The 25,680-nt window shown below is 63.0% G+C and carries 25 protein-coding genes; 10 read left to right on the forward strand and 15 right to left on the reverse strand.

What is annotated here, in order from left to right; translation table 11 throughout:
- Window positions 1-17: 17 nt before the first annotated feature.
- Complete coding sequence (gene aroG, locus WBR68_RS03970; RefSeq protein ID WP_050445978.1) at window positions 18-1,091, reverse strand: 3-deoxy-7-phosphoheptulonate synthase AroG; 1,074 nt, start codon at window positions 1,089-1,091, stop codon at window positions 18-20.
- A 279-nt stretch (window positions 1,092-1,370) separates the two neighbouring features.
- A complete protein-coding gene (tldD, locus tag WBR68_RS03975) occupies window positions 1,371-2,831 on the reverse strand; it encodes a metalloprotease TldD (protein WP_050445979.1) in 1,461 nt (486 codons plus the stop codon).
- Between the two features lie 816 nt (window positions 2,832-3,647).
- Between tldD and WBR68_RS03980 the strand changes: the two genes are divergently transcribed.
- Entirely contained in the window at window positions 3,648-4,031 is a 384-nt protein-coding gene (locus tag WBR68_RS03980) for an H-NS histone family protein (RefSeq protein ID WP_050445980.1), read from the forward strand.
- Between the two features lie 87 nt (window positions 4,032-4,118).
- On the opposite strand, the gene WBR68_RS03985 is transcribed toward WBR68_RS03980, so the two are convergent.
- Window positions 4,119-4,766 carry a DUF4136 domain-containing protein gene (locus WBR68_RS03985; RefSeq protein ID WP_050445982.1) on the reverse strand — a complete coding sequence of 216 codons (648 nt, stop codon included), beginning with the start codon at window positions 4,764-4,766 and terminating at the stop codon, window positions 4,119-4,121.
- A 150-nt stretch (window positions 4,767-4,916) separates the two neighbouring features.
- Between WBR68_RS03985 and pepN the strand changes: the two genes are divergently transcribed.
- Together pepN and WBR68_RS03995 are read left to right on the forward strand one after the other, a co-directional pair.
- Window positions 4,917-7,622: an aminopeptidase N gene (pepN, locus tag WBR68_RS03990; RefSeq protein WP_050445984.1), complete on the forward strand. Its 2,706-nt coding sequence runs from the start codon at window positions 4,917-4,919 to the stop codon at window positions 7,620-7,622.
- Between the two features lie 10 nt (window positions 7,623-7,632).
- A complete protein-coding gene (locus WBR68_RS03995) occupies window positions 7,633-8,658 on the forward strand; it encodes a class 1 fructose-bisphosphatase (RefSeq protein ID WP_050445985.1) in 1,026 nt (341 codons plus the stop codon).
- Window positions 8,659-8,738: 80 nt separating this feature from the next.
- Here WBR68_RS03995 and WBR68_RS04000 read toward each other — a convergent pair whose 3' ends face one another.
- The 4 genes from WBR68_RS04000 to alaC form a co-directional block, all read right to left on the reverse strand.
- Window positions 8,739-8,960, reverse strand: coding sequence for a YgdI/YgdR family lipoprotein (locus WBR68_RS04000; RefSeq protein ID WP_050445986.1), 222 nt, complete (start codon window positions 8,958-8,960; stop codon window positions 8,739-8,741).
- 183 nt (window positions 8,961-9,143) lie between these two features.
- Window positions 9,144-10,553 (reverse strand): threonine synthase, encoded by a 1,410-nt coding sequence (gene thrC / locus WBR68_RS04005; protein ID WP_230693587.1) that lies wholly within the window; start codon window positions 10,551-10,553, stop codon window positions 9,144-9,146.
- Window positions 10,550-11,854, reverse strand: a complete 1,305-nt coding sequence (locus WBR68_RS04010; RefSeq protein WP_230693681.1) for a homoserine dehydrogenase — start codon at window positions 11,852-11,854, stop codon at window positions 10,550-10,552. The genes thrC and WBR68_RS04010 overlap by 4 nt, the downstream gene beginning before the upstream one ends.
- Before the next feature lie 47 nt (window positions 11,855-11,901).
- On the reverse strand, window positions 11,902-13,089 hold the full coding sequence (gene alaC / locus WBR68_RS04015; protein WP_050445988.1) for an alanine transaminase: 1,188 nt from the start codon (window positions 13,087-13,089) through the stop codon (window positions 11,902-11,904).
- Window positions 13,090-13,369: 280 nt separating this feature from the next.
- Between alaC and WBR68_RS04020 the strand changes: the two genes are divergently transcribed.
- Genes WBR68_RS04020 through WBR68_RS04030 form a run of 3 tightly spaced genes read left to right on the forward strand, consistent with a single transcriptional unit; the run spans window position 13,370 to window position 16,049 of the window.
- Window positions 13,370-13,831, forward strand: coding sequence for an Mth938-like domain-containing protein (locus tag WBR68_RS04020; protein WP_050445990.1), 462 nt, complete (start codon window positions 13,370-13,372; stop codon window positions 13,829-13,831).
- Complete coding sequence (locus tag WBR68_RS04025; protein WP_050445991.1) at window positions 13,828-14,292, forward strand: peroxiredoxin; 465 nt, start codon at window positions 13,828-13,830, stop codon at window positions 14,290-14,292. The genes WBR68_RS04020 and WBR68_RS04025 overlap by 4 nt, the downstream gene beginning before the upstream one ends.
- 56 nt (window positions 14,293-14,348) lie before the next feature.
- Complete coding sequence (locus WBR68_RS04030) at window positions 14,349-16,049, forward strand: PhoH family protein (protein ID WP_230693588.1); 1,701 nt, start codon at window positions 14,349-14,351, stop codon at window positions 16,047-16,049.
- Window positions 16,050-16,164: 115 nt separating this feature from the next.
- Here the strand turns inward: WBR68_RS04030 and WBR68_RS04035 are convergent, their stop codons facing one another.
- From WBR68_RS04035 to WBR68_RS04065, 7 genes are all read right to left on the reverse strand, one after another.
- Entirely contained in the window at window positions 16,165-16,296 is a 132-nt protein-coding gene (locus WBR68_RS04035; RefSeq protein WP_006218367.1) for an entericidin A/B family lipoprotein, read from the reverse strand.
- Window positions 16,297-16,342: 46 nt separating this feature from the next.
- Window positions 16,343-17,038: a fumarylacetoacetate hydrolase family protein gene (locus WBR68_RS04040; RefSeq protein ID WP_230693589.1), complete on the reverse strand. Its 696-nt coding sequence runs from the start codon at window positions 17,036-17,038 to the stop codon at window positions 16,343-16,345.
- Window positions 17,039-17,189: 151 nt separating this feature from the next.
- Entirely contained in the window at window positions 17,190-17,492 is a 303-nt protein-coding gene (locus WBR68_RS04045; protein WP_230693590.1) for a Dabb family protein, read from the reverse strand.
- Window positions 17,492-19,369, reverse strand: coding sequence for an ABC transporter permease (locus WBR68_RS04050; protein WP_230693591.1), 1,878 nt, complete (start codon window positions 19,367-19,369; stop codon window positions 17,492-17,494). The genes WBR68_RS04045 and WBR68_RS04050 overlap by 1 nt, the downstream gene beginning before the upstream one ends.
- A 13-nt stretch (window positions 19,370-19,382) precedes the next feature.
- A complete protein-coding gene (locus tag WBR68_RS04055) occupies window positions 19,383-20,075 on the reverse strand; it encodes an ABC transporter ATP-binding protein (RefSeq protein WP_127183855.1) in 693 nt (230 codons plus the stop codon).
- A 1-nt stretch (window position 20,076) separates the two neighbouring features.
- Window positions 20,077-20,847, reverse strand: a complete 771-nt coding sequence (locus WBR68_RS04060; RefSeq protein WP_127183854.1) for an ABC transporter ATP-binding protein — start codon at window positions 20,845-20,847, stop codon at window positions 20,077-20,079.
- 10 nt (window positions 20,848-20,857) lie between these two features.
- Complete coding sequence (locus tag WBR68_RS04065; protein WP_230693592.1) at window positions 20,858-21,637, reverse strand: SDR family NAD(P)-dependent oxidoreductase; 780 nt, start codon at window positions 21,635-21,637, stop codon at window positions 20,858-20,860.
- A gap of 174 nt (window positions 21,638-21,811) precedes the next feature.
- On the opposite strand from WBR68_RS04065, the gene WBR68_RS04070 reads away from it, so the two are divergent.
- The 4 genes from WBR68_RS04070 (at window position 21,812) to WBR68_RS04085 (ending at window position 25,134) form a co-directional block, all read left to right on the forward strand.
- Window positions 21,812-22,210: a cupin domain-containing protein gene (locus WBR68_RS04070; RefSeq protein WP_050446001.1), complete on the forward strand. Its 399-nt coding sequence runs from the start codon at window positions 21,812-21,814 to the stop codon at window positions 22,208-22,210.
- Between the two features lie 99 nt (window positions 22,211-22,309).
- Window positions 22,310-23,521 (forward strand): ABC transporter substrate-binding protein, encoded by a 1,212-nt coding sequence (locus WBR68_RS04075; RefSeq protein ID WP_230693593.1) that lies wholly within the window; start codon window positions 22,310-22,312, stop codon window positions 23,519-23,521.
- On the forward strand, window positions 23,521-24,282 hold the full coding sequence (locus tag WBR68_RS04080; RefSeq protein WP_050446005.1) for an SDR family oxidoreductase: 762 nt from the start codon (window positions 23,521-23,523) through the stop codon (window positions 24,280-24,282). The genes WBR68_RS04075 and WBR68_RS04080 overlap by 1 nt, the downstream gene beginning before the upstream one ends.
- Window positions 24,283-24,297: 15 nt before the next feature.
- Entirely contained in the window at window positions 24,298-25,134 is an 837-nt protein-coding gene (locus WBR68_RS04085; protein ID WP_230693594.1) for an IclR family transcriptional regulator, read from the forward strand.
- On the opposite strand, the gene ppa is transcribed toward WBR68_RS04085, so the two are convergent.
- Complete coding sequence (gene ppa / locus WBR68_RS04090) at window positions 25,135-25,665, reverse strand: inorganic diphosphatase (protein WP_050446009.1); 531 nt, start codon at window positions 25,663-25,665, stop codon at window positions 25,135-25,137. It lies immediately after the preceding gene.
- Window positions 25,666-25,680 lie beyond the last annotated feature (15 nt).

Here is a 25,680-nt window from a genome sequence, read left to right on the forward strand (position 1 = left end):
TTCGCGGCGCGTCACGCTTACTTGCCCGACGTCAGCGCAACGCGGCGGCGCTCGCGCACGGCTTGCGCCAGGCGCTCCAGCACGGCAACCGAGGCATCCCAATCGATGCAGCCATCGGTAATGCTCTGGCCGTAGACCAGGGGCTTGCCGGGCACCATGTCCTGGCGGCCGCCCAACAGGTGGCTTTCCACCATGACGCCGACCAGCCGGGCGTCGCCCGCTTCCATCTGGCGCGCCACGTCGTCGATCACGCGGGGCTGGTTTTCGGGGTCTTTGCTGCTGTTGGCGTGGCTGGCGTCGACCATAATGCGTTGCGCCAGGCCGGCCTTGGACACGTCGTGGCATGCTGCGTCCACGCTGGCCGCGTCGTAGTTCGGCGTCTTGCCGCCGCGCAGGATGACGTGACAGTCTTCGTTGCCTGCCGTCGACACAATGGCGGAATGCCCGCCCTTGGTCACCGACAGGAAATGGTGCGGCTGCGACGCGGCCTTGATCGCGTCAACCGCGATCTTCACATTGCCGTCCGTGCCGTTCTTGAACCCCACCGGACACGACAGACCCGACGCCAGTTCGCGGTGCACCTGGCTTTCCGTCGTGCGCGCCCCGATCGCCCCCCAGGAGACCAGATCCGCGATGTACTGCGGCGTAATCATGTCCAGAAACTCGCAGCCCGCCGGCAAGCCCAGGCTGTTGATGTCCAGCAGCAGTTCACGGGCCACGCGCACGCCCTTGTTGATGTCGAAGCTGCCGTCCAGGTCCGGATCGTTGATCAGGCCCTTCCAGCCCACCGTGGTGCGCGGCTTTTCGAAATACACGCGCATCACGATTTCAAGGTCGGCGCTCAAGCGGTCACGCACCGGCTTCAAACGCTTCGCATATTCGATTGCGGCACGGGTGTCGTGAATCGAGCACGGCCCGATCACGACAATCATGCGGTCATCCATGCCGTGCAGGATGCGGTGCATGCTCTGGCGGGCGGCGAACACGGTATCGGACGCCTCCTTGGTGCACGCGAACTCGCGCATCACGTGCGCGGGCGGATTCAGTTCCTTGATTTCTCGAATGCGAAGGTCGTCGGTATTGTGTGACACGGTACTGCTCCTGGGTTGCCCGCCAACGGGTCCAAATCCGATCGGTCTGTTCCGATCCCGGCGGCACAAAAAAAGCCGCCAGTTCGCTGGCGGCTTTTTGGGGGGGGATTCTTTCCAAACTTCAGATTGAGCGCGTCCCTTCCTCCGCCAGCGGCTTCAGAAACTTATAAAAATAAAAGTAAAAGGCGGGGGACGCGAATTTCATGGGAAACGACTCTAGCACAATTTTTTTGGGCCGTCACATCGTTTTTAATCGTATGTGGCGGCCCCGTTTTGCGATCAGGCAGTGCCGCCCACGGTCAGGCCTTCCATGCGCACGGTTGGCATGCCCACGCCCACCGGCACGCTTTGGCCGTCCTTGCCGCAGGTGCCCACGCCCGAATCCAGTTGCAGGTCGTTGCCGATCATGGTGACGCGGGTCATGGCGTCAGGGCCGTTACCGATCAGCGTGGCGCCCTTGACCGGGTAGGTCACCTTGCCGTCCTCGATCATGTAGGCCTCGGACGCCGAGAACACGAACTTGCCGCTGGTGATGTCAACCTGGCCACCACCGAAATTGACGGCGTACAGGCCGCGCTTGACGGACGACACGATTTCTTCGGCTGGCTTGTCGCCGGCCAGCATGTAGGTGTTGGTCATGCGCGGCATCGGCAGATGCGCGAAGGATTCACGGCGGCCGTTGCCGGTGGCCGCCGTCTTCATCAGGCGCGCGTTCAGCGTGTCTTGCATGTAGCCGCGCAAGATGCCGTCTTCGATCAGCACGTTGCGTTGGGTGGCGTTGCCTTCGTCGTCGATGTTGAGCGAGCCGCGGCGGTCCGGCAAGGTGCCGTCATCCACCACCGTCACGCCCTTGGAGGCGACGCGCTCACCGATGCGGCCCGAAAACACGCTGGAACCCTTGCGGTTGAAATCGCCTTCCAATCCGTGGCCCACGGCTTCGTGCAGCAAAATGCCCGGCCAACCCGACCCCAGCACCACCGTCATTTCGCCAGCGGGCGCGGGACGCGCTTCCAGGTTCACCATGGCTTCGTGCACGGCGCGTTCCACGTAACCTTGCAGCATTTCGTCGGTGAAGTACGCCAGCCCCAGGCGTCCGCCGCCCCCGGCATGGCCCATTTCGCGGCGGCCGTTGCGCTCGGCGATCACGGTCAGCGACAGGCGCACCAGCGGGCGCACATCCGCGGCCAGGCGGCCATCGCTGCCCGCCACCAGCACCACGTCGTATTCAGCGCCCAAGCCCGCCATCACCTGAATCACATGCGGGTCTTGCGCCCGCGCCATGCGCTCGATGCGCTCCAGCAGCGCCACCTTTTCCGGCGCGCTAAGCGTGGCAACGGGATCGATGTCGGCATACAGGCTGCGGCCCATTTCGGCCTCGACCTGCGCCGCCACCTTGACCTTGCCCGCCCCGCGCCGCGCAATGCCGCGCACGGCATGCGCGGAAGACAGCAGCGCATCCGCGGACAGCGAGTCGGAATAGGCAAAGGCGGTTTTCTCGCCGCTGACGGCGCGCACGCCCACGCCTTGGCTGATCGAGAAGCTGCCGGTCTTCACGATGCCCTCTTCCAGGCTCCAGCCCTCGCTGCGCGTGTACTGGAAGTACAGATCGGCGTAGTCGACCTTGTGGGTGAAGATTTCACCCAATGCGCGAGCCATATCCGCTTCGGTCAGGCCCCAAGGGTCCAGCAGTAGTGATTTGGCGGTGGCAAGGGAAGCAATAGCGGGATCAGTGATTTTCATAGGCTCTATTCAGGGGGCATCGGCGCGACACGAGCGCACACGCTTTGCATTGATGCGCAAGACCGTATCGTACCGCCGACCGGGGTCCGGCGTCCCGCCCAGGTTCAGATCAAGCGGCGGCGGGGGTGGACATTATTGGCACCCCAATAAGATGGGGACGCAAGAGTGCGTATCAAGTTAAGCAATTACAACCAAATATTGTTCAGCGGCATAACAACTTCGTCGGTTCCGAACGCCACTTTTTTTTTCCGTACGGCGCCCTTGGCCTACAAGGTAAGCGGATAGTCATAGGTCGTCATACAAGCGACGCCAAAAATACAAGGCGCAGCTAAAGGCGTACGCTTTTGCTCCCATATCAATCCGCGAAATCAGCAATGCCAAAATGCATAGCGCGTCTTGCCGGGCGTGGTTTGGAACCCCGAACGACGCCGGATGGCTTGACGAAACAGAGCTTGAGCACGCCGCGTTAAATGGAAGTCGGGCCGCGCGAAAATGCCCCTGACATGACCTGACATACACCTGTATTCGCTCGTCATTTGAAACAACAGCGGCGTGCAACTGGCGTTGTCAGGCGGTTTCGACCGCCCTGCGGACCAACGCGACGTTTGTTTCAAATCGTCCCAAATTCGGGAATATCCTTCCCAAATCTTGCACCAGACCTCCAACCGCATACTCGCGGGCTATGCGGCCCTTTTGATACAAAGTAATTAGGCCGAAAATAGAGAAGTCAAGCCGTAACTTATGTATTATGCGAAGCACAACAATTAAACATAACTTCGCCGGCGATTAAAGCAGTTCCATAATCAGGAATAAACCATGGCCCGAGAAACATACGCAGCACTGCAAGCAAAGATCGAGAAGGAAATCAACAAGCTTCAAAAGAAGGCGGAAGTCCTTCAAACGAAGCGTCGCAAGCCCGTGATCAGCTCCATCATCACGTCCATGCGCGAATACGACATTACCCCGGAAGAGATCATCGCGGCTTACGGTTCCGGCAAGCCCGCACGCGTGGCCCCGGGCGGCCGACGCAAGGTTGGCGCGGCTGCCCGCCCCGCTACCGCCCCCAAGCGCGCCGTTGCGCCCAAGTATCGCCATCCCCAAACTGGCGAAACCTGGAGCGGTCGTGGTAAAGCACCGCGCTGGCTCGCAGCCGAAGAAGCTTCCGGCGCCACCCGCGAGAGTTTTCTTATCAAAGAATAAAACCTATTCCGTAGTAAGAAATAAATCGGCGCACCACATTGGTGCGCCGATTTATTTTTCAAACTTGCCTGGGAATCGACCCCGCGCCTACCTCAACGGGAACTCGATTTCACGTTCGGCCCCATTATTTCCGGGGAAATTGTCGAATATCGCGCGCACCAGATACGGCATTGTGCGCATGAAATCATCACCCTGACTGAGTATGAAGGCGGTGGATCGGTATACCTCGGCGCCCCCCCGCTGGGTATCGCGGATCTTCAGGCTGAGCGTGTTGCGTTGCACCGCCATGGGCACGTCCACCCACTCCGGCCCCCAGTAGCCAAAGCCTGGCCCCCATGGGCGCGGCCCATAAAATCCGCTATAGCCGCCATAGCCATAACCACCATAGAAGTAGGGATCGTAGGCCCGGCGCACCATGATCTGCGTCTGGTTCGTGCCATAAGTGAAAGACACATCGAAACGCCCCTTGGCGCCCGGTTGCGCTTCAACCAGGCCGGTTGCGCCAATGCCCGCGCGCACCATGTCCTGATAAGACTGGTATTCCAGATTATTGATCTGGTTGGGGTCCGCGGCCACAAACTGATAAGTCTGTCCTTCGACGCCAGCGGGCCATTGCTGGAATGACGTGACACGCGCCGACACGGAAGGGGCGGCGCAACCCGTCAACATCAGCGCCCCGGCCAAAGCCAATAATCCAGCCCAACGGCCTGCACTGAACAATGACATTTGGAACATTTTTGCGACTCCTGTTGCGCACGACGGCGCCATCATACTGAGCTTTGACTATGGCCACCCTAAAAAGTTTGCCGTAGCCCGCAAGCCCCAGACGGCGCATCGCGCCCAGCTACTACAATAGACCCCTCGTTCAACCAGGACTGCAACTCCATGCGCACCGACACGCCCATTACCGTTTATCGCAAGGATTACCAGCCCTACCCCTACGACATTCCCGAAGTCGCTTTGGCCTTCGATCTGGCGCCCGACGCCACCGAGGTGCACTGCACGATGCGCGTGCAACGCAAGCCCGGCGTCAGCGCCGACGCGGCCTTGATCCTGGACGGAGAAGACCTGGAACTCGTGTCGGTAGGCGTCAACGGAACCGCGCTGGCGGCCGACAGCTATCACTTGTCCGAGCAGCACCTGGCCATTTACGGGCTGCCCGCCGACGCCAGCGTCGAGATCGTCAGCCGCTGCAAGCCGTCCGCCAATTCCACGCTGATGGGCCTGTATGTCTCGGGCGGCAATTTCTTCACGCAATGCGAAGCCGAGGGTTTTCGCCGCATCACCTGGTTTGCCGACCGTCCGGACGTGATGTCGCGCTATCGCGTCACGCTGCGCGCCCAGCCCCAATACCCGGTATTGCTGTCCAACGGCAACCTCATGGCATCACGCCAGTTGCCTGACGGCCGCAACGAAGTGGAATGGGAAGACCCGTTCCCCAAGCCCTGCTACCTGTTCGCCTTGGTGGCTGGCAACCTGACGCACCGTGAAACCACCGTCAAGACGGCCAGTGGCCGCGACGTGCTGCTTCAGGTCTATAGCGACCCGGGTTCCGAAACCAAGACTGAATGGGCGCTGGATTCGTTGGTCCGCGCGCTGCGCTGGGATGAAACCCGCTTCGGCCTGGAACTGGATCTGGACCGCTTCATGATCGTCGCCGTCCATGACTTCAATATGGGCGCGATGGAAAACAAGGGCTTGAACATCTTCAACGCCGCCTACGTATTGGCCGACGCCGACAGCGCCACGGATGCCAATTACGAGGGCATCGAATCCGTGATCGGCCACGAATACTTCCACAACTGGACCGGCAACCGCGTCACCTGCCGCGACTGGTTCCAATTGAGTCTGAAGGAAGGCCTGACGGTTTTCCGCGACCAGGAATTCAGCGCCGACATGATGGCGCACGACATGGATGCCGCCGCAGCGGCCAGCGCGCGCGCGGTCAAGCGCATCGACGACGTGGTGGCGCTGCGCGCCGCCCAGTTCCCCGAAGACGCCGGCCCCATGGCCCACCCCATCCGCCCGGAAAGCTACCAGGAGATCGGCAACTTCTACACGGCGACCGTGTATGAAAAAGGCGCCGAAGTCATCCGCATGCAGCACACGCTGCTGGGCGAGGAAGGCTTTCGCGCCGGCATGGACGAATACTTCCGCCGCCACGACGGCCAAGCCGTCACCTGCGACGACTTCGTTGACGCCATGGAATCGGTCTATGTCCGCCAGCACCCGGGCCGCGACCTTTCCGTGTTCCGCCGCTGGTATCGCCAGGCCGGCACGCCGCGCGTTGCCGTCAAGCTGGAACATGACCCCGCCACGCGCCGCTGCACGGTCACGTTGACCCAGCAATGCCTGCCCGTGGGCGTCGAGAAGAAAGCTGGCCCCGACTACGTCAAGGCGCCCTACCACATCCCGTTTGCAATCGGGCTGCTGGATCAGGCCGGCCACGCCCTGCCGCTGCGTCACGACGGCGCCACCCGCGACACCGCGTTGCTGGAGCTGACGACACCCAGCCAGCAGTGGGTGTTCGAAGACATCGACGAGCGCCCCGTGCCCTCGTTGCTGCGCGATTTCTCGGCTCCGGTCATCGTCGACTATGACTGGACCGACGAAGAGCTGGCGCTGCTGTCCGCGCACGACACCAACCCCTTCGCCCGCTGGGAAGCCGGCCAGGAATTGGCCACGCGCCAGATCCTCGCATTGGCCGAAGCTCGTCAGGCGGGTCGTACCCTGCACGCCGACGCCGCCTTCATCAACGCCTGGCGCGCGCTGCTGACCGACCCGGCTATCGACGCCGCCTACCGCGCCCGCGCGCTGGCCCTGCCGTCCGAAAAAACGCTGGCCGAGCGCATGCACGCGGTGGACCCGCCCGCATTGGCCGTGGCCCGCGATTTCCTGCGCGCCGAACTTGGTCGCCAACTGGCTGCCGAATTCCGCCAGGCTGTCGAACAGAACCAGACGCCGGGCGAATACAGCCCCGCTCCGGTGCCCGCCGGCAAGCGCGCGCTGAAGAACCTGGCGCTCGGCCACCTGCTGGCCGCAGGCGAACATGATGCCCAACGCCTGGCCGAACAGCAGTACGAACGCGCCGGCAACATGACCGACAGCATGGCCGCGCTGTCCGCCCTGATCAACTACGGCCAGGGCGACTTCCCGCAGGAAGCGCTGGCGGCGTTCTACGACAAGTGGCGCGACAACCCACTGGTGGTCGACAAGTGGTTCGCCTTGCAGGCCGCCGCGCGCTCGACCACGGTGCAAACCGCGCGTGAACTCATGACGCACCCCGCCTTCACGCTGCGCAACCCCAACCGCGCCCGCGCGCTGATTTTCCAGTTCTGCCTGAACAACGCGCGCGGCATGCACCACCCGGACGGCTCGGGCTATGCGTTCTGGGCCGAACAGGTATTGGCGCTGGACGCATTGAATCCCGAAATCGCGGCCCGGCTGGCGCGCGCGCTGGATAACTGGTCGCGCTTCGTGCCCGCCCTGCGCGCGCCCATGCAGGCCGCCCTGCAACAGGTGCGCGCCCATGAAGGGCTGTCGCGCAACGTGCAGGAAATCGTATCCAAGGCTTTAGAATTCGCAGCATAGGGAGACCCTTTTGAAACGTAAAACACTGACTCAATACCTGGTGGAGCAACAACGCTCCGCCCAAGCCCTGGCGCCGGAAGTGCGACTGCTGATCGAAGTGGTCGCGCGCGCCTGCAAGGCCATCAGCCATGCGGTCAGCAAGGGCGCCTTGGGCGGCGTCCTGGGCAGCCTGGAAAGCGAAAACGTCCAAGGCGAAGTGCAGAAGAAGCTGGACGTGCTGTCCAACGAGATTCTGCTTGAAGCCAACGAATGGGGCGGCCACCTGGCGGCCATGGCCTCGGAAGAAATGGAAACCATCCATCTGATTCCGAACCGCTACCCCAAGGGCGAATACCTGCTGTTGTTCGATCCCCTGGACGGCTCGTCCAACATCGACGTGAACGTCTCCATCGGCACCATCTTCTCGGTACTGCAGGCCCCGCACAATGTGTCGGGCGCCCCCGTCTGCGAAGAAGATTTCCTGCAGCCGGGCAACAAGCAGGTCGTGGCCGGTTATGCCGTGTACGGCCCGCAGACCATGCTGGTGCTGACCATCGGCAACGGCGTGGTGGGCTTCACGCTGGACCGCGAGATGGGTTCCTGGGTGTTGACGCACGAGAACATCCGCGTGCCCGAAGACACCAAGGAATTCGCCATCAACATGTCGAACATGCGCCACTGGGCTCCGCCCATGAAGCGCTACGTCGACGATTGCCTGGCCGGCGCCACCGGCCCCCTGGGCAAGGACTACAACATGCGCTGGATCGCCTCGATGGTGGCGGACGTGCATCGCATCCTGACCCGCGGCGGCATCTTCATGTACCCCTGGGACGCCCGCGAACCCGGCAAGGCCGGCAAGCTGCGCCTGATGTATGAAGCCAACCCCATGAGCTTCCTGGTTGAACAGGCCGGCGGCGCGTCCATCAACGGCGTCCAGCGCATCATGGACATCCAGCCCGACAAGCTGCACCAGCGCGTCAGCGTGATCCTGGGCTCGAAGAACGAAGTCGAGCGCGTGGGCCGCTACCACGCGGAAGAAGCGGCGAAGGCGACGTAAGACGTAAGCCCCGCCAGAAACGCGAAGCCCCTTGACTGCTCAAGGGGCTTCTTTTCATTGCGGCTCTGGCGCAACGGCGGTCACTTGACCTCTTCGATGGACTTCACATCGTCCTTGTTGACTTTGACTTTCTTGCCGTCCTTGTCGTACTCGTACATGCCGGCGTCTTCGTCATAAGACGGAGCATCGGACGTTACGGTCGAGCTTCCGTCCCGTTGCTGAATGACCGAGGGCGACGAGCATCCGGCCAGTACCCCAACTCCGGTCACCACCAGGGCCAACGTCATGGTCTTCAGGTTCATGGGCGTGTTCTCCAAGTGTGAATAGGTGAATTCACTGTATCGGGAATCTGGCCCCAATAAGGTGTCGGGTTGTGGCCAAATTGCGAAAGAACGTAATACCCGCGTCCCACATCGTAAAAAACCCCTTGCGGACAAGCCGGCAAGGGGTTTTTGCACTTACATAAACCGCAAGCGGTTACAGGTTCAGACCTTCGCGTTCGCCTCGATGAAGCGGCGCACATCAGCCAGTGTGCAATCCATGATTTCCACGCGCTGCGGCAGCGATTCCAGATTGGCCAGGTTGCCCGGCGGCGTGGCCGGGCGGCCCAGGGCCTCTTCAATGGTCTCGGAGAACTTGGCCGGCAAGGCCGTTTCCAGCACCAGCATCGGCACGCCCGGTTCGACGAAGTCGCGCGCCACCTTCACGCCGTCCGCCGTGTGCGGATCGACCAGCACGCCGGTCTCGTCGTAGAGTGCGCGGATCGTCGACAAGCGAGCCTCGTGCGAGCTTTGGCCCGACACGAAACCGTAGCGCGATTCGAACTGCGGCTTAAGGTCGGACAAGTCGAACGAGCCGTCTTGCGCCAGCGCCGTCCACAAAGCCTTCACCCGGGCGGCGTCACGGCCCACCAGGTCGAACACGAAGCGTTCGAAGTTGGACGCGCGCGAGATGTCCATGGACGGACTGGACGTGGCGTAGGTCTGCTCGGCCGGACGCGGACGATAAACGCCCGTGCGGAAGAATTCTTCCAGCACGTTGTTCTCGTTCGTGGCCAGCACCAGGCGGCGCACCGGCAAGCCCATGCTGCGCGCGATGTGGCCCGACAGGATGTTGCCGAAGTTGCCCGACGGCACGGCAAACGACACCTGTTGGCCCGGCTTGTCGGTGGCGCGCAACCAGCCGTGAAAGTAATACACCACCTGGGCGGCAATGCGCGCCCAGTTGATCGAGTTGACCGCGCCCAGACGGTACTTGGTCTTGAATTCCAGGTCGCTGGCCAGGGCCTTGACGATGTCCTGGGCTTCATCGAACACCCCACGCACCGCGATGTTGTGGATGTTCTCGTCTTGCAGCGAATACATCTGCGCGCGCTGGAAGGCGCTCATGCGGCCATGCGGCGACAGCATGAAGACAGCCACGCCCTGCTTGCCGCGCAAGGCGTATTCAGCGGCCGATCCCGTGTCGCCCGACGTGGCACCCACGATGTTCAGCGTGGTGCCGCGCTTGGCCAGCACGTATTCGAAGACCTGGCCCAAAAACTGCATGGCCATGTCCTTGAACGCCAGCGTCGGGCCTTCGGACAAGCCCAGCAGCGTCAGGCCGCCGTCCAGTGGACGCAGCGGCACGATGTCTTCGCTGTTGAAGATCTCTTGCGTGTAGGCGGCGCGCGTCAGGCGGCGCAGGTCGTCGGCGGGAATGTCGGTGGCGAACAGCGACAGCACCTCGAACGCCAGGTCCGCGTACGACAGGCCGCGCCACGATTCCAGCGTTTGCTCGGACACTTGCGGCAGTTGCTCCGGCACGGCCAGCCCGCCATCGGGCGCCAGGCCTTCCAGCAGGATGTCGGAAAACGGCTGGGCGGCCATGCCGCCACGGGTCGAGACGTATTTCATGTCAGGTTCTCCACGCGCAATCGGGTCACCTTGGAGCGCACGAACGGCATCGACTCGATCTGCTCGATAGCCTGATTGACGTTGCCTTCCACCGCTTCATGCGTCAGGAAAATGATGTCGGCGCCGCCGATGTGCGAGGGCTGCTGGATCATCGAACCAATCGAAATGGAGCGGTCGGCCAGAATACGGGCGATGTCGGCCAGCACACCCGGCTGATCGTCCACGCGCAGGCGCAGGTAGTACGAGGTGCTGACCAGTTCGATCGGCAGGATCGGCGTGTCCGACATGGCGTCTGGCTGGAAGGCCAGGTGCGGCACGCGGTTGCCCGGGTCGGCGGTGTGCAGGCGCGTCACGTCGACCAGGTCGGCCACCACGGCCGAAGCGGTGGGTTCTTCGCCCGCGCCCTGGCCGTAGTACAGCGTGGGGCCGACCGCGTCGCCCTTGACCAGCACGGCGTTCATCGCGCCTTCCACATTGGCCAGCAAACGCTCGGACGGCACCAAGGCCGGATGCACGCGCAGCTCGATGCCATCGGGGCGGCGCTTGGTCACGCCCAGCAGCTTGATGCGGTAACCCAGGCGCTCGGCGTGCTCGATGTCTTCGGCGGCCAGTTGCGAGATGCCTTCGATGTAGGCGCGGTCAAACTGCACCGGCACGCCAAAGGCCAGGGACGCCAGCAGCGTAAGCTTGTGCGCGGCGTCCACGCCTTCCACGTCGAAGGTGGGATCGGCTTCGGCGTAGCCCAGGCGCTGGGCTTCGGCCAGCACCTCGGCGAACGGCAGCCCGCGCGAGCGCATTTCGGACAGGATGAAGTTGGTGGTGCCGTTGATGATGCCGGCCACCCACTGGATGCGGTTGGCGGTCAGGCCTTCGCGGATCGCCTTGATGATGGGGATGCCGCCGGCCACCGCGGCCTCGAACGTGACCATGACGCCGCGCTCGTAGGCAGCGGCGAAGATCTCGTTGCCGTGCTTGGCCAGCAGCGCCTTGTTGGCGGTGACGACGTGCTTGCCGTTGGCGATGGCTTCCATCACCAATTCCAGCGCCAGCGTGTCGCCGCCGATCAATTCAACGACGATGTCGATTTCAGGGTCGCGCACCAGCGCATGCACATCGGTATCAACCAGGATCGAGTCGCCCACGCGGGCGCGCGCCTTGGCCACGTCGCGCACGGCGGCGCGCGTGACTTCGATGCGGCGGCCGGCGCGGCGCGCGATTTCTTCCGCGTTGCGCGACAGCACGCTCCATGTGCCGCCGCCAACCACGCCAAGACCAAGCAGGCCCACCTTCATGGGACGCATCGCGCCGCCCTCGGGGCCTTGCGCGACGGGTGAGCGTTCAGGGGTATTCATTTCAGCAATCCGTCCTTGCGGAACATATCTTTGATGCCGCGCACCGCTTGACGGGTGCGCTGCTCGTTTTCGATAAGAGCGAAGCGTACGTAGTCGTCGCCATACTCGCCGAAGCCGATCCCGGGGGACACGGCCACTTTCGCATCCGACAGGACACGCTTGGCAAATTCCAAAGAGCCCATCGCCTTGTAGGGTTCGGGGATCTGCGCCCAGATATACATGGACGCCTTCGGAATTTCCACATTCCAACCTGCTTCGTGCAGACCGCGCGCCAGCACGTCGCGGCGGCTTTGGTACTGGGCCACGATCTCGTTCACGCAGTCCTGCGGGCCGTCCAGCGCGGCAATCGAGGCCACCTGGATCGGCGTGAACGTACCGTAGTCGTGATAGCTCTTGATGCGCGCCAGCGCGTTGACCAGCTCGCGGTTGCCGACCATGTAGCCGATGCGCCAGCCCGCCATGTTGTAGCTCTTGCTCATCGTGAAGAACTCGACGGCCACATCGCGCGCGCCGGGCACTTGCATGATGGACGGAGCCACGTAGCCGTCGAAGGTGATGTCGGCGTAGGCCAGGTCATGCACCACCAGGATGTCGTGTTCCTTGGCCAGCGCCACGACGCGTTCGAAGAACGACAGGTCCACGCACTGCGCGGTCGGGTTGCTGGGAAAGCCCAGCACCATCATCTTGGGCTTCGGAATGGATTCGCGCACCGCGCGTTCCAGCTCTTCGAAGAAATCGACGCCGGGCGTCATGCGCACCGAGCGGATGTTGGCGCCGGCAATGACGGCGCCATAGATGTGGATCGGGTAGCTGGGGTTGGGCACCAGCACCGTGTCGCCGCGGTCCAGCGTGGCCAGCATCAAGTGGGCCAGGCCTTCCTTTGAACCGATGGTGACGATGGCTTCGGAATCCGGATCGAATTCCACCGCGTAGCGGCGCTGATACCAGTCACAGATGGCCTTGCGCAGACGCGGGATGCCCTTGGACACCGAATAGCCGTGCGTGGTCGGGCGCGAGGTGGCCTCAACCATCTTGTCGACGATGTGCTTGGGCGTTGCGCCATCCGGATTACCCATGGACATATCGATGATGTCCTCGCCCCGCCGACGCGCCGCCATCTTGAGCTCGCCAGTAATGTTGAAAACGTACGGGGGCAAACGCTCGATGCGAGAGAACTTCCTCATGATGGGAATCCTTAGGGGCGGAAAGGGCGAAAAAACCAGGGCGCGGTCGCGCGAAGGGGAAAAGGGCTCAAGGCCGCGCCAGCACACGTTTGCAGCGCAGCAAAACCCTGTAATCTAGCGCAACGACGGCCATGCGGCAAATGGGGCAAAAACGGGCCCGTTTCCCCATTGAAAAGACAGGGTTTTTTTCGGCCGTTCCTACCTCGTAAAAAGCGCCCATCATGGCAACCCATGGCGAGTCTGATGCGCTATCATCAAGCCCATCAAGCCGGAGTTTTTATTGAAGCTGCATACCGATCCTGCAACGGCCGCGCTGAACACCGTCACCGCTTACGGTGAGGGTTACATCGAGGTCAACCAAGTCCGTTTTTCTTCGTCGGTCGCATTTGGCCCCGAAGGCGAAGTTGCCGAATGGCCCGCTGCATCGCCGGCCGACATCACCTCTTCCCTGTTGCATCAGGCGGCCGGCTTGACCGAGCCCGTCCGCGACCCGATGGCCTTCCTGGACGAACCGGAAGCCAGCCCCAGCCGCCCGGCCAATGCGCCCGAAGTGCTGCTGGTGGGCACGGGCGCCCGGCAACAGTTCCTGCGTCCCGAAGTGTTGCGTCCCCTGTTGGCCATGGGAATCGGCGTCGAGATCATGGACACGCACGCCGCCTCTCGCACCTACAACATCCTGATGGCTGAGGGCCGACGCGTGGTCGTCGCCCTTATCCCTCCCAACGGAGAATCACAGAAATGACGCCCAGCATCGGCAAGCCCGCCCCGCCCTTCACCGCGGAAAGCACCATTGGCCCGATCAGCCTGGAACAATGCCAGGGCCGCGCCGTGATCCTGTATTTCTACCCCAAGGACAACACGCCTGGCTGTACCACCGAAAGCCAGGACTTCCGCGACCTGCACGCCGAATTCCTGGCGGCCAGCGCCGTGGTCATCGGTATCTCGCGCGACTCACTCAAGTCGCATGAGAACTTCAAGACCAAGTACGAACTTCCTTTCCCCCTCATCTCCGACGCCGACGAAACCGTGTGCAATCTGTTCGGCGTCATCAAGCAGAAGAATATGTACGGCAAACAGGTGCGAGGCATTGAGCGCAGCACCTTTTTGATCGACGCCTATGGCGTGCTGGTGCAGGAGTGGCGCGGGGTGAAGGTCCCGGGCCACGCCAAGGAAGTCCTGCAGGCCGCAAAAAGCATCGGTTAGCCGTACCGGAACAGCCGTCAGGCGCTATAGCTGGCCCACCCTGGAGAGTGACGCATATGCCGCTTCCGAAGTTGCCCACCCGTCCCGCAGCCATCCTGACCTTCCCCTCGGGCGACACCGCCCGGGCGCAGGCCCGCACCACCAAGACTGCCGCTGCGCAGTCCAACGCCCAAGTCGCGCTTGCCGATGACGATGACGAGCTGCTCATGCAGCCCGAACTCGACGGCATGACGGCCCCGGCCCGCAAGGCGCAGATTCCCGCGCCCGCTCGCCAAGTGCCTCCGCCCGCCCCCGCACCCGCCGCCAGCACACCGGCGCGTCCGGCCAAGGCCGCAACCAGCCCAACCAAACGCGCCAAGCCGCGCGCCCAGAACGAGCCGCGCAAGCTGTTCGTTCTGGACACCAACGTGCTGCTGCACGACCCCAGCTCGCTGTTCCGCTTCGAAGAGCACGACATCTTCCTGCCGATGATGACGCTGGAAGAGCTGGACCACCAAAAGAAAGGCATGTCGGAAGTGGCGCGCAATGCGCGCCAGGTCAGCCGATCGCTGGACGCGCTGGTGCAAGACGCCACGCAACTGGACGAAGGGCTGGAGCTGGCCAAGCTGGGCAACAAGGACGCCACCGGCCGCCTGATGTTCCAGACGACCGCCATCCACAGCACGCTGCCGTCCGACCTGCCCATGGGCAAGGCCGACAACCAGATCCTGGGCGTGGTGCGCGCCTTGCAAGAAAAATTCCCGCAGCGCGAAGTGGTGCTGGTGTCCAAGGACATCAACATGCGCCTGAAGGCGCGTGCGCTGGGCATGGCCGCGGAAGACTACTTCAACGACCACGTCCTGGAAGATTCGGACCTGATGTATTCGGGCGTGATGCAACTGCCCGAAGACTTCTGGAACAAGCACGGCAAGGACGTGGAATCGTGGCAGCAAGGCGGCACCACCTTCTACCGCATCCACGGCCCGCTGTGCTCGCAATTCGTCGTCAACCAGTTCGTCTACTTCGAAGGCCAGATGCCGCTTTACGCGCAAGTGCGCGAAGTCAGCGGCAAGATGGCGGTGCTGGCCACCCTGCGCGACTACACCCACGGCAAGAACAACGTCTGGGGCATCACCGCGCGCAACCGCGAGCAGAATTTCGCCATGAACCTGCTGATGAATCCGGAGTGCGACTTCGTGTCGCTGCTGGGCCAGGCAGGCACGGGCAAAACGCTGTTGGCGCTGGCGGCAGGTATTACGCAGGTGCTGGAAACCAAGCGCTACACCGAAATCATCATGACGCGCGTCACGGTGCCGGTTGGTGAAGACATCGGTTTCCTGCCCGGCACGGAAGAAGAAAAGATGCTGCCGTGGATGGGCGCGCTGGAAGACAACCTGGATGTGCTCAATATGGGCGAAGGCGAAGGCAATGGGGACTGGGGGCGCGCCGCCACCATGGACCTGATCCGTTCGCGCATCAAGGTCAAGTCGCTGAACTTCATGCGCGGCCGCACGTTCCTGAACAAGTACCTGATCATCGACGAAGCGCAGAACCTGACGCCCAAGCAGATGAAGACGCTGGTAACCCGCGCGGGCCCCGGCACCAAGGTGATCTGCCTGGGCAACGTCGCCCAGATCGACACGCCTTACCTGACCGAAGGCAGCTCGGGCCTGACGTTCGTGGTTGACCGCTTCAAGGGCTGGCCGCATTCCGGCCACGTTACCTTGCAGCGCGGCGAACGTTCGCGCCTGGCCGACTATGCGGGGGACGTGCTGTAAGGCATGTTCTATAAGGCCTGTGCCGTCACGGCACGGTGCTCTCCGCATGAAAAAAGCCCCTTGAAAGAAATTTCAAGGGGCTTTTTCCTGCCTGTACAACCTGGCCGACGATGTCTTACTTGTCGGCCGCGTTGGTGATGGCATTGCCGGCCCGGGACATATCGCGGCCCATCCCCGCCACGGTATTGCAACCGGCGAGCACGAATCCGAATACGACAAAGGCGGTCAGCACGATCTTGCCGCGCATACTGTCAACTCCTGAACGATAGAAACAAAATCTAGGCCAAGACGGGTCAGACGATCTGCACGCGCAGTTCGCCCAGCCCTTCCACGCCACCCGTGATCACGTCGCCTTGCACCACGGCGCCCACGCCTTCGGGCGTGCCGGTGAAGATGATGTCGCCCGGTTGCAGTTCAAACAGGCCCGACAGGTAGGAAATGCTTTCCGGAATATTCCACAACATCTGCGAGATGTCGCTGGACTGCTTGCGCTGCCCATTCACATCCAGCCAGATCGCGCCCTTGTCCAGCGTGCCGACGACACTGCGCGGGTGGATCGGGCCGATCGGGGCGGACTCATCGAAGGCCTTGCCGATTTCCCAGGGGCGGCCCTGCTTTTTCATTTCGCCTTGCAGGTCACGGCGGGTCATGTCCAGACCCAGCGCGTAACCCCACACGCAATCGTTGGCTTGGTCGACCGGAATGTCGCGGCCGCCTTTGCCCAGCACCACAACCAATTCCATTTCGTAGTGCAGGTTCGAGGTCTTGGGCGGGTACGTCATCTTGCCCGTCTCGCCATCAGCCACCGAGCGCACGGCGTCGGCGGGCTTGCAGAAGAAGAACGGGTCTTCACGGCCGGTGAAACCCATTTCCTTGGCGTGTTCGGCGTAGTTGCGGCCCACGCAGTAGACGCGGCGCACCGGGAACAGCGCGGCGCTGCCGGCAACGGGGACCGCCACGGGCGGTTGGGGAGGTAATACGTAGTCCATGAGCGATCAACCTATGACAAGTACGTGACTGTAAACCGGCCAATATCTTACCCCCGGCGACCGGGGGTTCTCAGCCGGGCTGCCCGCCCGGCGATAAAAATCATTCGCGAGTTTATCCCTTTCCGGGCCGCCCGGCGCGCCTGCGCTTCGTTCAGGAAAACGTAGGGATTTCGCCGTCGAAAACCACCAGGCGGTCGATGAAATCGGCCATGTAGGTTTTCATTTCCTGATGCGCGGGCGACACCTGATAGCGGTCATGCGCCGCGCTGTCCGCAAAGGCCGCCACCACGGCATGCGTCAGGCCATCGGCGCGGCTGGCCTGATTGGGCCGGAACGCATAACCCGACACCCCGTCGCATTCGGCCAGGATCCGCTCGCAATAGCCTTGAACGCGGGCATGAAAATCGCCATCGGCGGCGGGCGACAGTTGCAACATCACCACATGCAGAAACATCAGGACTCCTTTTTAGCGCTCGTCGCCGCCAACCAGGCGCGCGACACCAAGCCCATGATGCCGTCTCGAAACAGCAGCACGCACAGGACGAAGATTGCCCCCTGCACGATCAGCACCCACGAACCCAGCGGCGCCAGATAGTTTTGCAGGGACACGAACGTCAGGGCGCCGACCAGCGGACCAAACACCGTGCCGATGCCGCCCAGAAGCGCCATCAGCACCACCTCGCCATTGGCGTGCCAGTGCACGTCTGTCAGCGACGCTACGCCGAACACCAGCACCTTCAGCCCACCCGCCAAGCCCGCCACCGAGGCCGACAGCGTGAACGCCAGCAGCTTGTAGCGCGACGTGGAATAGCCCAGGGACCGCGCCCGCTGCTCGTTGTCGCGCACCGACCGGATCACTTCACCGAACGGGGAATTCAGCACGCGCAGCACGAAGGCATAGCCCAGGGCAAATACCGCCAGCGTGAAGTAGTACATCGGCATCACGTTTTGCAGATCGAAAATGCCGAACAGCTTGCCGCGCGGCACGCTTTGCAAGCCGTCCTCGCCGCCCGTGAAGCCCGCCTGCACCGCAATGAAGTAGACCAGTTGCGACAGCGCCAGGGTGATCATCGCGAAGTAGATGCCCTGACGGCGGATGGCGATGGCGCCGAACACCAGCCCCAGCAAGCCGCCAGTGACCACGCCCGCCAATAGCCCTAATTCAGGCGTGGCGCCCAGCAGCTTCATGACGATGCCGGTTGCATACGCCGCCGCACCAAAAAACGCGGCATGGCCGAACGACAGCAAGCCCACGTAGCCAACCAGCAGATTGAATGCCGCGGCAAACAGCGCAAAGCACAGCACCTTCATCAAAAACGTGGGGTAGACGAACCACGGCGCGGCCAAGGCCACCACGGCCAGCACCGCCATCGCCACGCGCATGGCGCGGCGGCTCAGTTGCACCGGTTGGCGCGTGGCTTCGGCGGCCAGCACGTTTTGCACCTGCAAAGGCTTGCCGAACAGCCCGGCCGGCTTGCACAGCAGCACCAGCACCATGATGATGAAGATCGCCAGGTTGGCGGCCTCGGGGTAGAACACCTTGGTCAGGCCTTCGATGATGCCCAGCCCGAAGCCACTGACGATGGCGCCCATGATGGACCCCATGCCGCCAATCACCACCACCGCGAACACCACCACGACCAGGTTCGACCCCATCATCGGGCTCACCTGATAGATGGGCGCCGCGATCACGCCCGCCACCGAGGCCAGCGCCACGCCCAGCGCGTAGGTCAGCGTGATCAGCAAGGGCACGTTGATGCCGAACGAGCGCACGATGGTGGGGTTCTCGGTGGCGGCGCGCAGCATGGCGCCCACGCGCGTTTTCTCGATCAGCACCCATACCGCCAGGCACAGCACCAGCGACACCACCACCGCCCAGCCGCGGTACCAAGGCAGGAACATGAAGCCCAGGTTCACACCCCCGGTCAGCGCCTTGGGAATGGTGTAGGGCAGGCCCGACACGCCATAGGCCTGACGCAGCCCGCCTTCAATCAGAAGGGCAATGCCAAAGGTCAGCAGCAGCCCATACAAGTGGTCCATGCGATAGGTGCGGGAAATCAACAGGCGTTCAACCACGACGGCGAACACCGCCATGATCAGCGGCACCAGCACCAGCGCGGCCCAGTAGTTCACGCCCAGGTAATTCAGCAGCATCCAGGCCAGAAACGCGCCGGCCGTGTACTGCGCGCCATGGGCGAAGTTGATGATGTTCAACAAGCCGAAAATCACCGCCAGCCCAATCGAGAGCAAGGCGTAGAAAGAGCCGTTGATCAGGCCAAGCAGAAGCTGGCCGAACAGCGCCGAGGACGGCACACCGAAAATTTCGAACACAGGAATTCTCCTTTCAGACGCCCAGGCGGCGTGCGATCCGGGCGGGATCGCGGCGCGCCTCATCCGCCGACAACTGATCCACCACGCAGCCGTGCTCCATGACGTAGTGGCGGTCGGCCACCTTGGTCGCGAAGCGGAAGTTCTGCTCGACCAGCACGATGGTGAAGCCGCGCGCTTTCAACGTGCGGATGGCTTGACCAATCTGCTGCACGATGACGGGCGCCAGGCCTTCGGTGGGCTCGTCCAGCAGGATCAATTGCGCGCCCGTGCGCAGGATGCGCGCGATGGCCAACATCTGCTGCTCGCCGCCCGACAGGTTGCCGCCGGAACTGGCGCTGCGTTCACGCAGGTTGGGAAACAGCGTGTAGATCTCGTCCAACGACATGCCGCCGTCGGCCAGCCGGGGCGGCAGCATCAGGTTTTCCGTGACGCTAAGGCTGCGGAACACCGCGCGCTCTTCGGGGCAATAGACCACGCCCAGACGCGGAATGCGGTGCGGCGCCATGCCCACGGTTTCTTGTCCGTTCAGCCGAATGGAGCCGCGCCGCTTGTCCATGATGCCCATGATGGCGCGCAAGGTGGTCGTCTTGCCGGCGCCGTTGCGGCCCAGGATGGTGACGAGCTCGCCCCGATTCACGTCGATGTTCACGCCATGCAGCACGTGCGATTCGCCGTACCAGGCGTTAAGGTCTTTGATCGCCAGCATGTCAGTGCGCCTCCTCGTCCGAACCCATGTACGCGGTGATGACGCGTTCGTCGCGCGACACCGCCGCGTAGTCGCCCTGCGCCAGCACGGCGCCGCGCGCCAGCACGGTGATGGTGTCGGACAGATCCGCCACCACGGACAGGTTGTGCTCAACCATCAGGATGCTGCGCTTGACCGACACGCGCCGGATCAGCGCCGTGATGCGGACTACGTCTTCCTGGCCCAGGCCAGCCATGGGTTCGTCCAGCAGCATGATCTCGGGGTCCAGCGCCAGCGTCATCGCGATTTCAAGCGCGCGCTTGCGGCCGTAAGGCAAAAGAGCCGCCGTCGCGTCCGCCAGGTTGGCCAGGCCGACCGCGTCCAGCAGTTCCATCGCGCGTTCGTTCAGGTGGTCCACACTGCGCCGGCTGCGCCAGAAGCGCATGCCGTCGCCATGCTGGCGCATCAGCGCCACGCGCATGTTCTGCAGCACCGTCAGGCCCAGGAACACCGCCGAGATCTGGAATGAGCGCACGATGCCAAGGCGCGCGATCTGTTCAGGCGCCAGCGCCGTGATGTCGCGGCCTCGGTAGTGGATGACACCTTCATCGGGCGTCAGGAACTTGGTCAGAAGGTTGAAGCAGGTGGTTTTGCCGGCGCCATTGGGGCCGATCAGGGCGTGGATGGAGCCTTCGTGCAGGGCAAGGGTCACGCCGTCAACGGCATTGAAGCCGCCAAAGCGCTTGACCAGCCCCTGGGCGGATAGAACCGCTTGGGTGCTTGGGGTCGTCATGATGGGCCTCTTACATGCGGGCCAACAGGCCGCCGTCGATCGCCAGGACATGCCCGTTGACGAACGAAGCGGCCTTCGAGGCCAGATACACCACGGCGGGCGCGACATCTTCCGGAGTGGCCCAGCGGCCCACCGGCACCGATGTAGATAGGAACGATTGAAACTGCGGGTTGTCTTGCAGGCCTTGCGTGAAATCGGTGCGTACGAAACCCGGCGCCAGCGCGTTGCAGGTGACCCCGCTGGCGCCGCATTCCACGGCCAAGGCGCGCGTGAACGCAGCGATGGCGCCCTTGGCGGTGGCGTAGGCCGCAATGTTGGGCATGGTGGCCTGCCCCGCCACGGAAGACATCAGCACAATGCGGCCAAAGCCGCGCTTGCCCATGCCCGGCAGCACGGCGCGCGCGCAATGGAAGGCGCCGTTCACATGCACGTTCTGCAACGCCTGCCATTCGGCGGGCGTCATCTCGACCACGGGTTTGCGATTTTGATTGCCGGCGTTGCTGACCAACACGTCAATGGCCAGGCCCGCGTTTTCCAACTGAGCCACTGCGTCGGCGACCGCGCCGGCATCCGCCACGTCGAAAGGCACGCCATGGGCCGCGATGCCCTGCGCCGCCAGGCTGGCAACGGCCGTGTCGCAGGCAGCTTGCGACAGGTCGTTGACCACCACCCTTGCACCCGCTCGGCCCAGCGCTTCGGCAATGGCGTAGCCCAGCCCCCGTGCCGCGCCCGTTACCAGCGCGACGCGTCCCGCCAGACCGAACGTCTGGTCCAGATAGTCGTGTTTCAAGCTTGTCTCCTTGTTTTATATGCACCGAATCTCTAGGTCCGGCCTGTGTCGTCCTTGCTTTTCGGCTGCAAAAACAAAGTTGACATCAATCTCAATATACGCGACTATTTTTAAACGCTCAATAACAAGATTCTTGCTTTATCTTCGATAACGAGTAATGGCTAGGAGACAATCATGGCCCTTGAAACCCCCGGCTGCCCCGCGGCCAATGCGCTGCCGCCATTGGCATCGCGCTTCCTGAAAGTGGCCGAGCTGCCCTGGAAGCCCACGCAGGTGGAAGGCATCGACATGAAGGTGCTGATGCAGGACAAGGAAAGCGGCCTGCTGACCGCCCTGTTCCGTTGGCAGCCCGGCACCGAACTGCCGCTGCACGAACACGTGGAAGTGGAACAAACCTATGTGCTGGAAGGCTCCATCGTGGACGCCGAAGGCGAGGTCTGCGCGGGCGACTATGTCTGGCGTCCGCGCGGCAACCAGCATGTGGCCCGCGCGCCCAACGGCGCGCTGGTGCTCAGCTTTTTCCTCAAGCCCAATCTGTTCATCGACGCCTACGCTGGCCAGACGCTGGAATAGGCCGACCGGCTTTTCAACCCTGCAAGACCCTGCACTAACCCGCATGACCGCCCGGCACAGGGCGGCGCGCAAAAGAACTAGCCCCCAAGGAGACACCCCATGAAGACCCGTTTCAAGAACAGCCTTGCCGCCTGCGTGTTGGGCGTCCTGTCCGTGCCCGCCATGGCGCAGGTATCGGACGATGTCGTGAAGATCGGCGTGCTGGGCGACCAGTCCGGCATGATGGCGGACCTGTCCGGCAAGTTTGGCGTCGAGGCAGTGAAGATGGCAGTTGAGGATTTCGGCGGCACCGTGCTGGGCAAGCCCATCGAAGTGATCTCGGCAGACCATCAGAACAAGGTGGACATCGGGGTGTCGGTCGCGCGCCGCTGGTACGAGAACGACAAGGTGGACCTGATTCTGGATGTGCCCAACTCGGCCATCGCCCTGGCCGTGCAGGACCTGACCCGCCAGATGAAGCGCGTGGTGATCTTCACCAGCGCGGGCTCGGCCGACCTGACGGGCAAGGCGTGTTCGCCCAACGGCATGCACTGGACCTACGACACTTATGCCTACGCCACCGGCGTGGCTAACGGCGTGATCGAAGACGGCGGCAAGAGCTGGTTCTTCATCACATCCGACTACGCCTTCGGCCATTCGCTGGAACGCGACGCCATGGCCGTGGTGAAGGCCAAGGGCGGGCAAGTGGTGGGCAGTGTGCGCCACCCCATCGCCAGCTCGGACTTCTCGTCGTTCCTGTTGCAGGCGCAGGCATCGAAAGCGCAGGTCATCGGCCTGGCCAACGGCAGCGGCGACACCATCAACAGCATCAAGCAGGCGTTCGAATTCGGCATCATGGGCAGCAAGCAACGCGTGGCGGCGCTTTTCATGAGCATCGTCGACGTGCGCAGCGTGGGGCTGGAATATGCACAAGGGCTGAACCTGGTGGAACCCTTCTACTGGGACCAGGACGACAAGGCGCGCCAGTGGTCCGAACGCTACTTCAAGCGCACCGGCCGCATGCCGTCGATGGTGCAGGCCAGCAACTACAGCGCCACGATGCACTACCTGAACGCCATCAAGGCAGCGGGTTCGGATGCGTCGGAACCCGTGCTGAAGAAAATGCACGAGACCCCCATCAATGACTTCATGACCGAGAACGGACGCATCCGTGAAGACGGGCGCATCATGCGCGACCTGTACCTGTTCCAGGTCAAGAAGCCGTCGGAGTCCAAGCGCGATTGGGACTACTACAAGCTGGTGCGCAAGATTCCGGCCGAACAGGCGTTCCGCCCGCTCAAGGAAGGCGGCTGCTCGCTGGTGAAGTCGTGATGGACGGCGCGCTGTCGCTCTTGGCTGGCAAGCGCGCCGTGGTCACGGGGGGCGCCAACCCCCGTGGCATCGGCGCGGCGGTCGTCGACCTGTTTCTTGCGCAGGGCGCCAGCGTCGCGGTGCTGGACTACGCCTACCCCGAGGGCGGCGCCAGCACCCTGACCGATCGCCGCGTCAACCTGCACTGCGACGTCTCGCGCGGCGTCTCGTGCGAGGCCGCCCTGGAACTGGCCAATGCGGCCCTGGGCGGCATCGACGTGCTGGTCAACAACGCCGGCATCGTCGCCGCCACACGCATCTGGGATTTGCCCGAAGATGAATTCCGCCGCATGGTCGACGTCAACCTGACCGGCACCTACAACGTGACGCATGCCGCCCTGCCCGCGCTGCTGGAGAGCACGCGGCAACCGGCCATCGTCAACCTGGGATCCACCGCCGCCTTGCGCGGCGGCGGGTTGCTGGGCGGTTCGCATTACGCGGCGTCCAAGGGCGGGGTCATCAGCTTCACCAAAGCGCTGGCGCGCGAATTGGGCCCGCGCGGCGTGCGCGCCAACTGCGTGGCGCCGGGCATTATTGAAACCGACATGACGCTGGGAAAATTCGGCGAAAATTGGGAACAAGAACTCAAACAGGGCATTCCGCTGCAACGTTTCGGCTCACCCGCCGAAGTGGCGCAAGCCATTCTTTTCCTGGCCTCGGACCTGTCCTCGTATTCAACCGGCATCGTGGTCGACGTCAACGGCGGCTTCCACATTCACTAGGCACGTCCCGAAGCAATGAGCACTCCCGATCGCATGCTGTCCATACTCGACCTTTTTCGCGACGACACCACCGCCGCGTTCCAGGAGGACGTCATGGCGCATCTGGATTGCTCGCGCGCCACGGCGTATCGGTATTTGAAGTCATTGACCGAAAGCGGGCTGCTGGCGCCCACGGCGGGCGGCGCCTATGTGCTGGGTTCACGCATCATTGAACTGGACCGCCATCTGCGTCAGCATGATCCCTTGATGCGCGCCGCGCGCGACGTCATGCGCGCCACGGGCGACGAACTGCACGCCAACCTGATGCTATGCAGCTATTACGGCGACAAGGTCATGTGCGTGGACCGCTACTGGACCGACAACTCCATCGAATCGAGCTACGCGCGCGGCCGGCCCTTTCCCATGTTCCGGGGCGCCACGGCCAAGCCTATCCTGGCGAACCTGCCGCCCTATCAGTTGCGCAACCTGATGCTGTGGCACGCGGCCGAAATCCGCGAGGCCGGCCTGGGCGAAGACTGGGACGAATTCCGCGCCAACCTGAAACGGCTGCGCACGGCGGGCGTGTGTGTGTCGCACGGCGAGGTCGATCGCGGCCTGATGGGGATCGGCGCGGCCATCTTCAGCCCCGAGCAAAAAGTGGTGGGCAGCCTGGTGTTCATTGCCGCCCAGGCGCATACGTCGCCACAGCGCCTGGAGGTATTGCAGGCGCGCATCCAGGTGGCGGCGGCCGAGGTGTCGCAGAACCTGCAAGCCCCACAAAGCAACGGCGCGGCGGCAATCGGCATCATGCCGTCGCGGCCACGCCGCATCAGGGCCCCGGCCGGTGCAGCACCGGCGCGGACCAAAGCCTGATCAGGCCTTGTTGTAGCGTTCGACGCTGTTCACGATTTCTTCGTGAGCGGCGTCCACGCCCTTCCAACCCTTGACCTTGACCCACTTGCCCTTTTCGAGATCTTTGTAGTGCTCGAAAAAGTGCTGGATGCGGGCGACGTCTTCGGTCGGCAGGTCTTCGTACGACTTGATGTTGCGGTACGGGGGGTACAGCTTTTCGATCGGCACGGCCAAGAGCTTGGCGTCACCGCCCGACTCATCGTCCATTTCCAGCACGCCGATGGCGCGGCAGCGCACCACGGCGCCGATCTGGATGGGGAACGGGGTCAGGACCAGCACGTCGGCGGGGTCGCCGTCTTCCGACAGGGTTTGCGGGATGTAGCCGTAGTTGCACGGGTAGTGCATGGCGGTCAGCATGAAGCGGTCAACGAAAATCGCGCCCGTGTCCTTGTCGACCTCGTACTTCACCGGGTCGGCGTTCATGGGGATTTCGATGATGACGTTGAAGTCTTCCGGCAGCTTCTTGCCAGGGGAGACGCGATCAAGACTCATGATTCAACCTTGTTG

This window comes from Achromobacter sp. JD-1 (genome assembly GCF_038594925.1).
Lineage (GTDB): Bacteria > Pseudomonadota > Gammaproteobacteria > Burkholderiales > Burkholderiaceae_B > Achromobacter > Achromobacter spanius_C.

Bases quoted from the DNA above. Each gene is read 5' to 3' on its own strand.
- tldD (WP_050445979.1), bottom strand. From the start codon at position 2,831: ATGAAAATCACTGATCCCGCTATTGCTTCCCTTGCCACCGCCAAATCA.
- WBR68_RS03980 (WP_050445980.1), top strand. From the start codon at position 3,648: ATGGCCCGAGAAACATACGCAGCACTGCAAGCAAAGATCGAGAAGGAA.
- WBR68_RS03985 (WP_050445982.1), bottom strand. From the start codon at position 4,766: ATGTTCCAAATGTCATTGTTCAGTGCAGGCCGTTGGGCTGGATTATTG.
- pepN (WP_050445984.1), top strand. From the start codon at position 4,917: ATGCGCACCGACACGCCCATTACCGTTTATCGCAAGGATTACCAGCCC.
- WBR68_RS04000 (WP_050445986.1), bottom strand. From the start codon at position 8,960: ATGAACCTGAAGACCATGACGTTGGCCCTGGTGGTGACCGGAGTTGGG.
- thrC (WP_230693587.1), bottom strand. From the start codon at position 10,553: ATGAAATACGTCTCGACCCGTGGCGGCATGGCCGCCCAGCCGTTTTCC.
- WBR68_RS04010 (WP_230693681.1), bottom strand. From the start codon at position 11,854: ATGCGTCCCATGAAGGTGGGCCTGCTTGGTCTTGGCGTGGTTGGCGGC.
- alaC (WP_050445988.1), bottom strand. From the start codon at position 13,089: ATGAGGAAGTTCTCTCGCATCGAGCGTTTGCCCCCGTACGTTTTCAAC.
- WBR68_RS04025 (WP_050445991.1), top strand. From the start codon at position 13,828: ATGACGCCCAGCATCGGCAAGCCCGCCCCGCCCTTCACCGCGGAAAGC.
- WBR68_RS04030 (WP_230693588.1), top strand. From the start codon at position 14,349: ATGCCGCTTCCGAAGTTGCCCACCCGTCCCGCAGCCATCCTGACCTTC.
- WBR68_RS04035 (WP_006218367.1), bottom strand. From the start codon at position 16,296: ATGCGCGGCAAGATCGTGCTGACCGCCTTTGTCGTATTCGGATTCGTG.
- WBR68_RS04040 (WP_230693589.1), bottom strand. From the start codon at position 17,038: ATGGACTACGTATTACCTCCCCAACCGCCCGTGGCGGTCCCCGTTGCC.
- WBR68_RS04045 (WP_230693590.1), bottom strand. From the start codon at position 17,492: ATGTTTCTGCATGTGGTGATGTTGCAACTGTCGCCCGCCGCCGATGGC.
- WBR68_RS04055 (WP_127183855.1), bottom strand. From the start codon at position 20,075: ATGCTGGCGATCAAAGACCTTAACGCCTGGTACGGCGAATCGCACGTG.
- WBR68_RS04060 (WP_127183854.1), bottom strand. From the start codon at position 20,847: ATGACGACCCCAAGCACCCAAGCGGTTCTATCCGCCCAGGGGCTGGTC.
- WBR68_RS04070 (WP_050446001.1), top strand. From the start codon at position 21,812: ATGGCCCTTGAAACCCCCGGCTGCCCCGCGGCCAATGCGCTGCCGCCA.
- WBR68_RS04075 (WP_230693593.1), top strand. From the start codon at position 22,310: ATGAAGACCCGTTTCAAGAACAGCCTTGCCGCCTGCGTGTTGGGCGTC.
- WBR68_RS04080 (WP_050446005.1), top strand. From the start codon at position 23,521: ATGGACGGCGCGCTGTCGCTCTTGGCTGGCAAGCGCGCCGTGGTCACG.
- WBR68_RS04085 (WP_230693594.1), top strand. From the start codon at position 24,298: ATGAGCACTCCCGATCGCATGCTGTCCATACTCGACCTTTTTCGCGAC.
- ppa (WP_050446009.1), bottom strand. From the start codon at position 25,665: ATGAGTCTTGATCGCGTCTCCCCTGGCAAGAAGCTGCCGGAAGACTTC.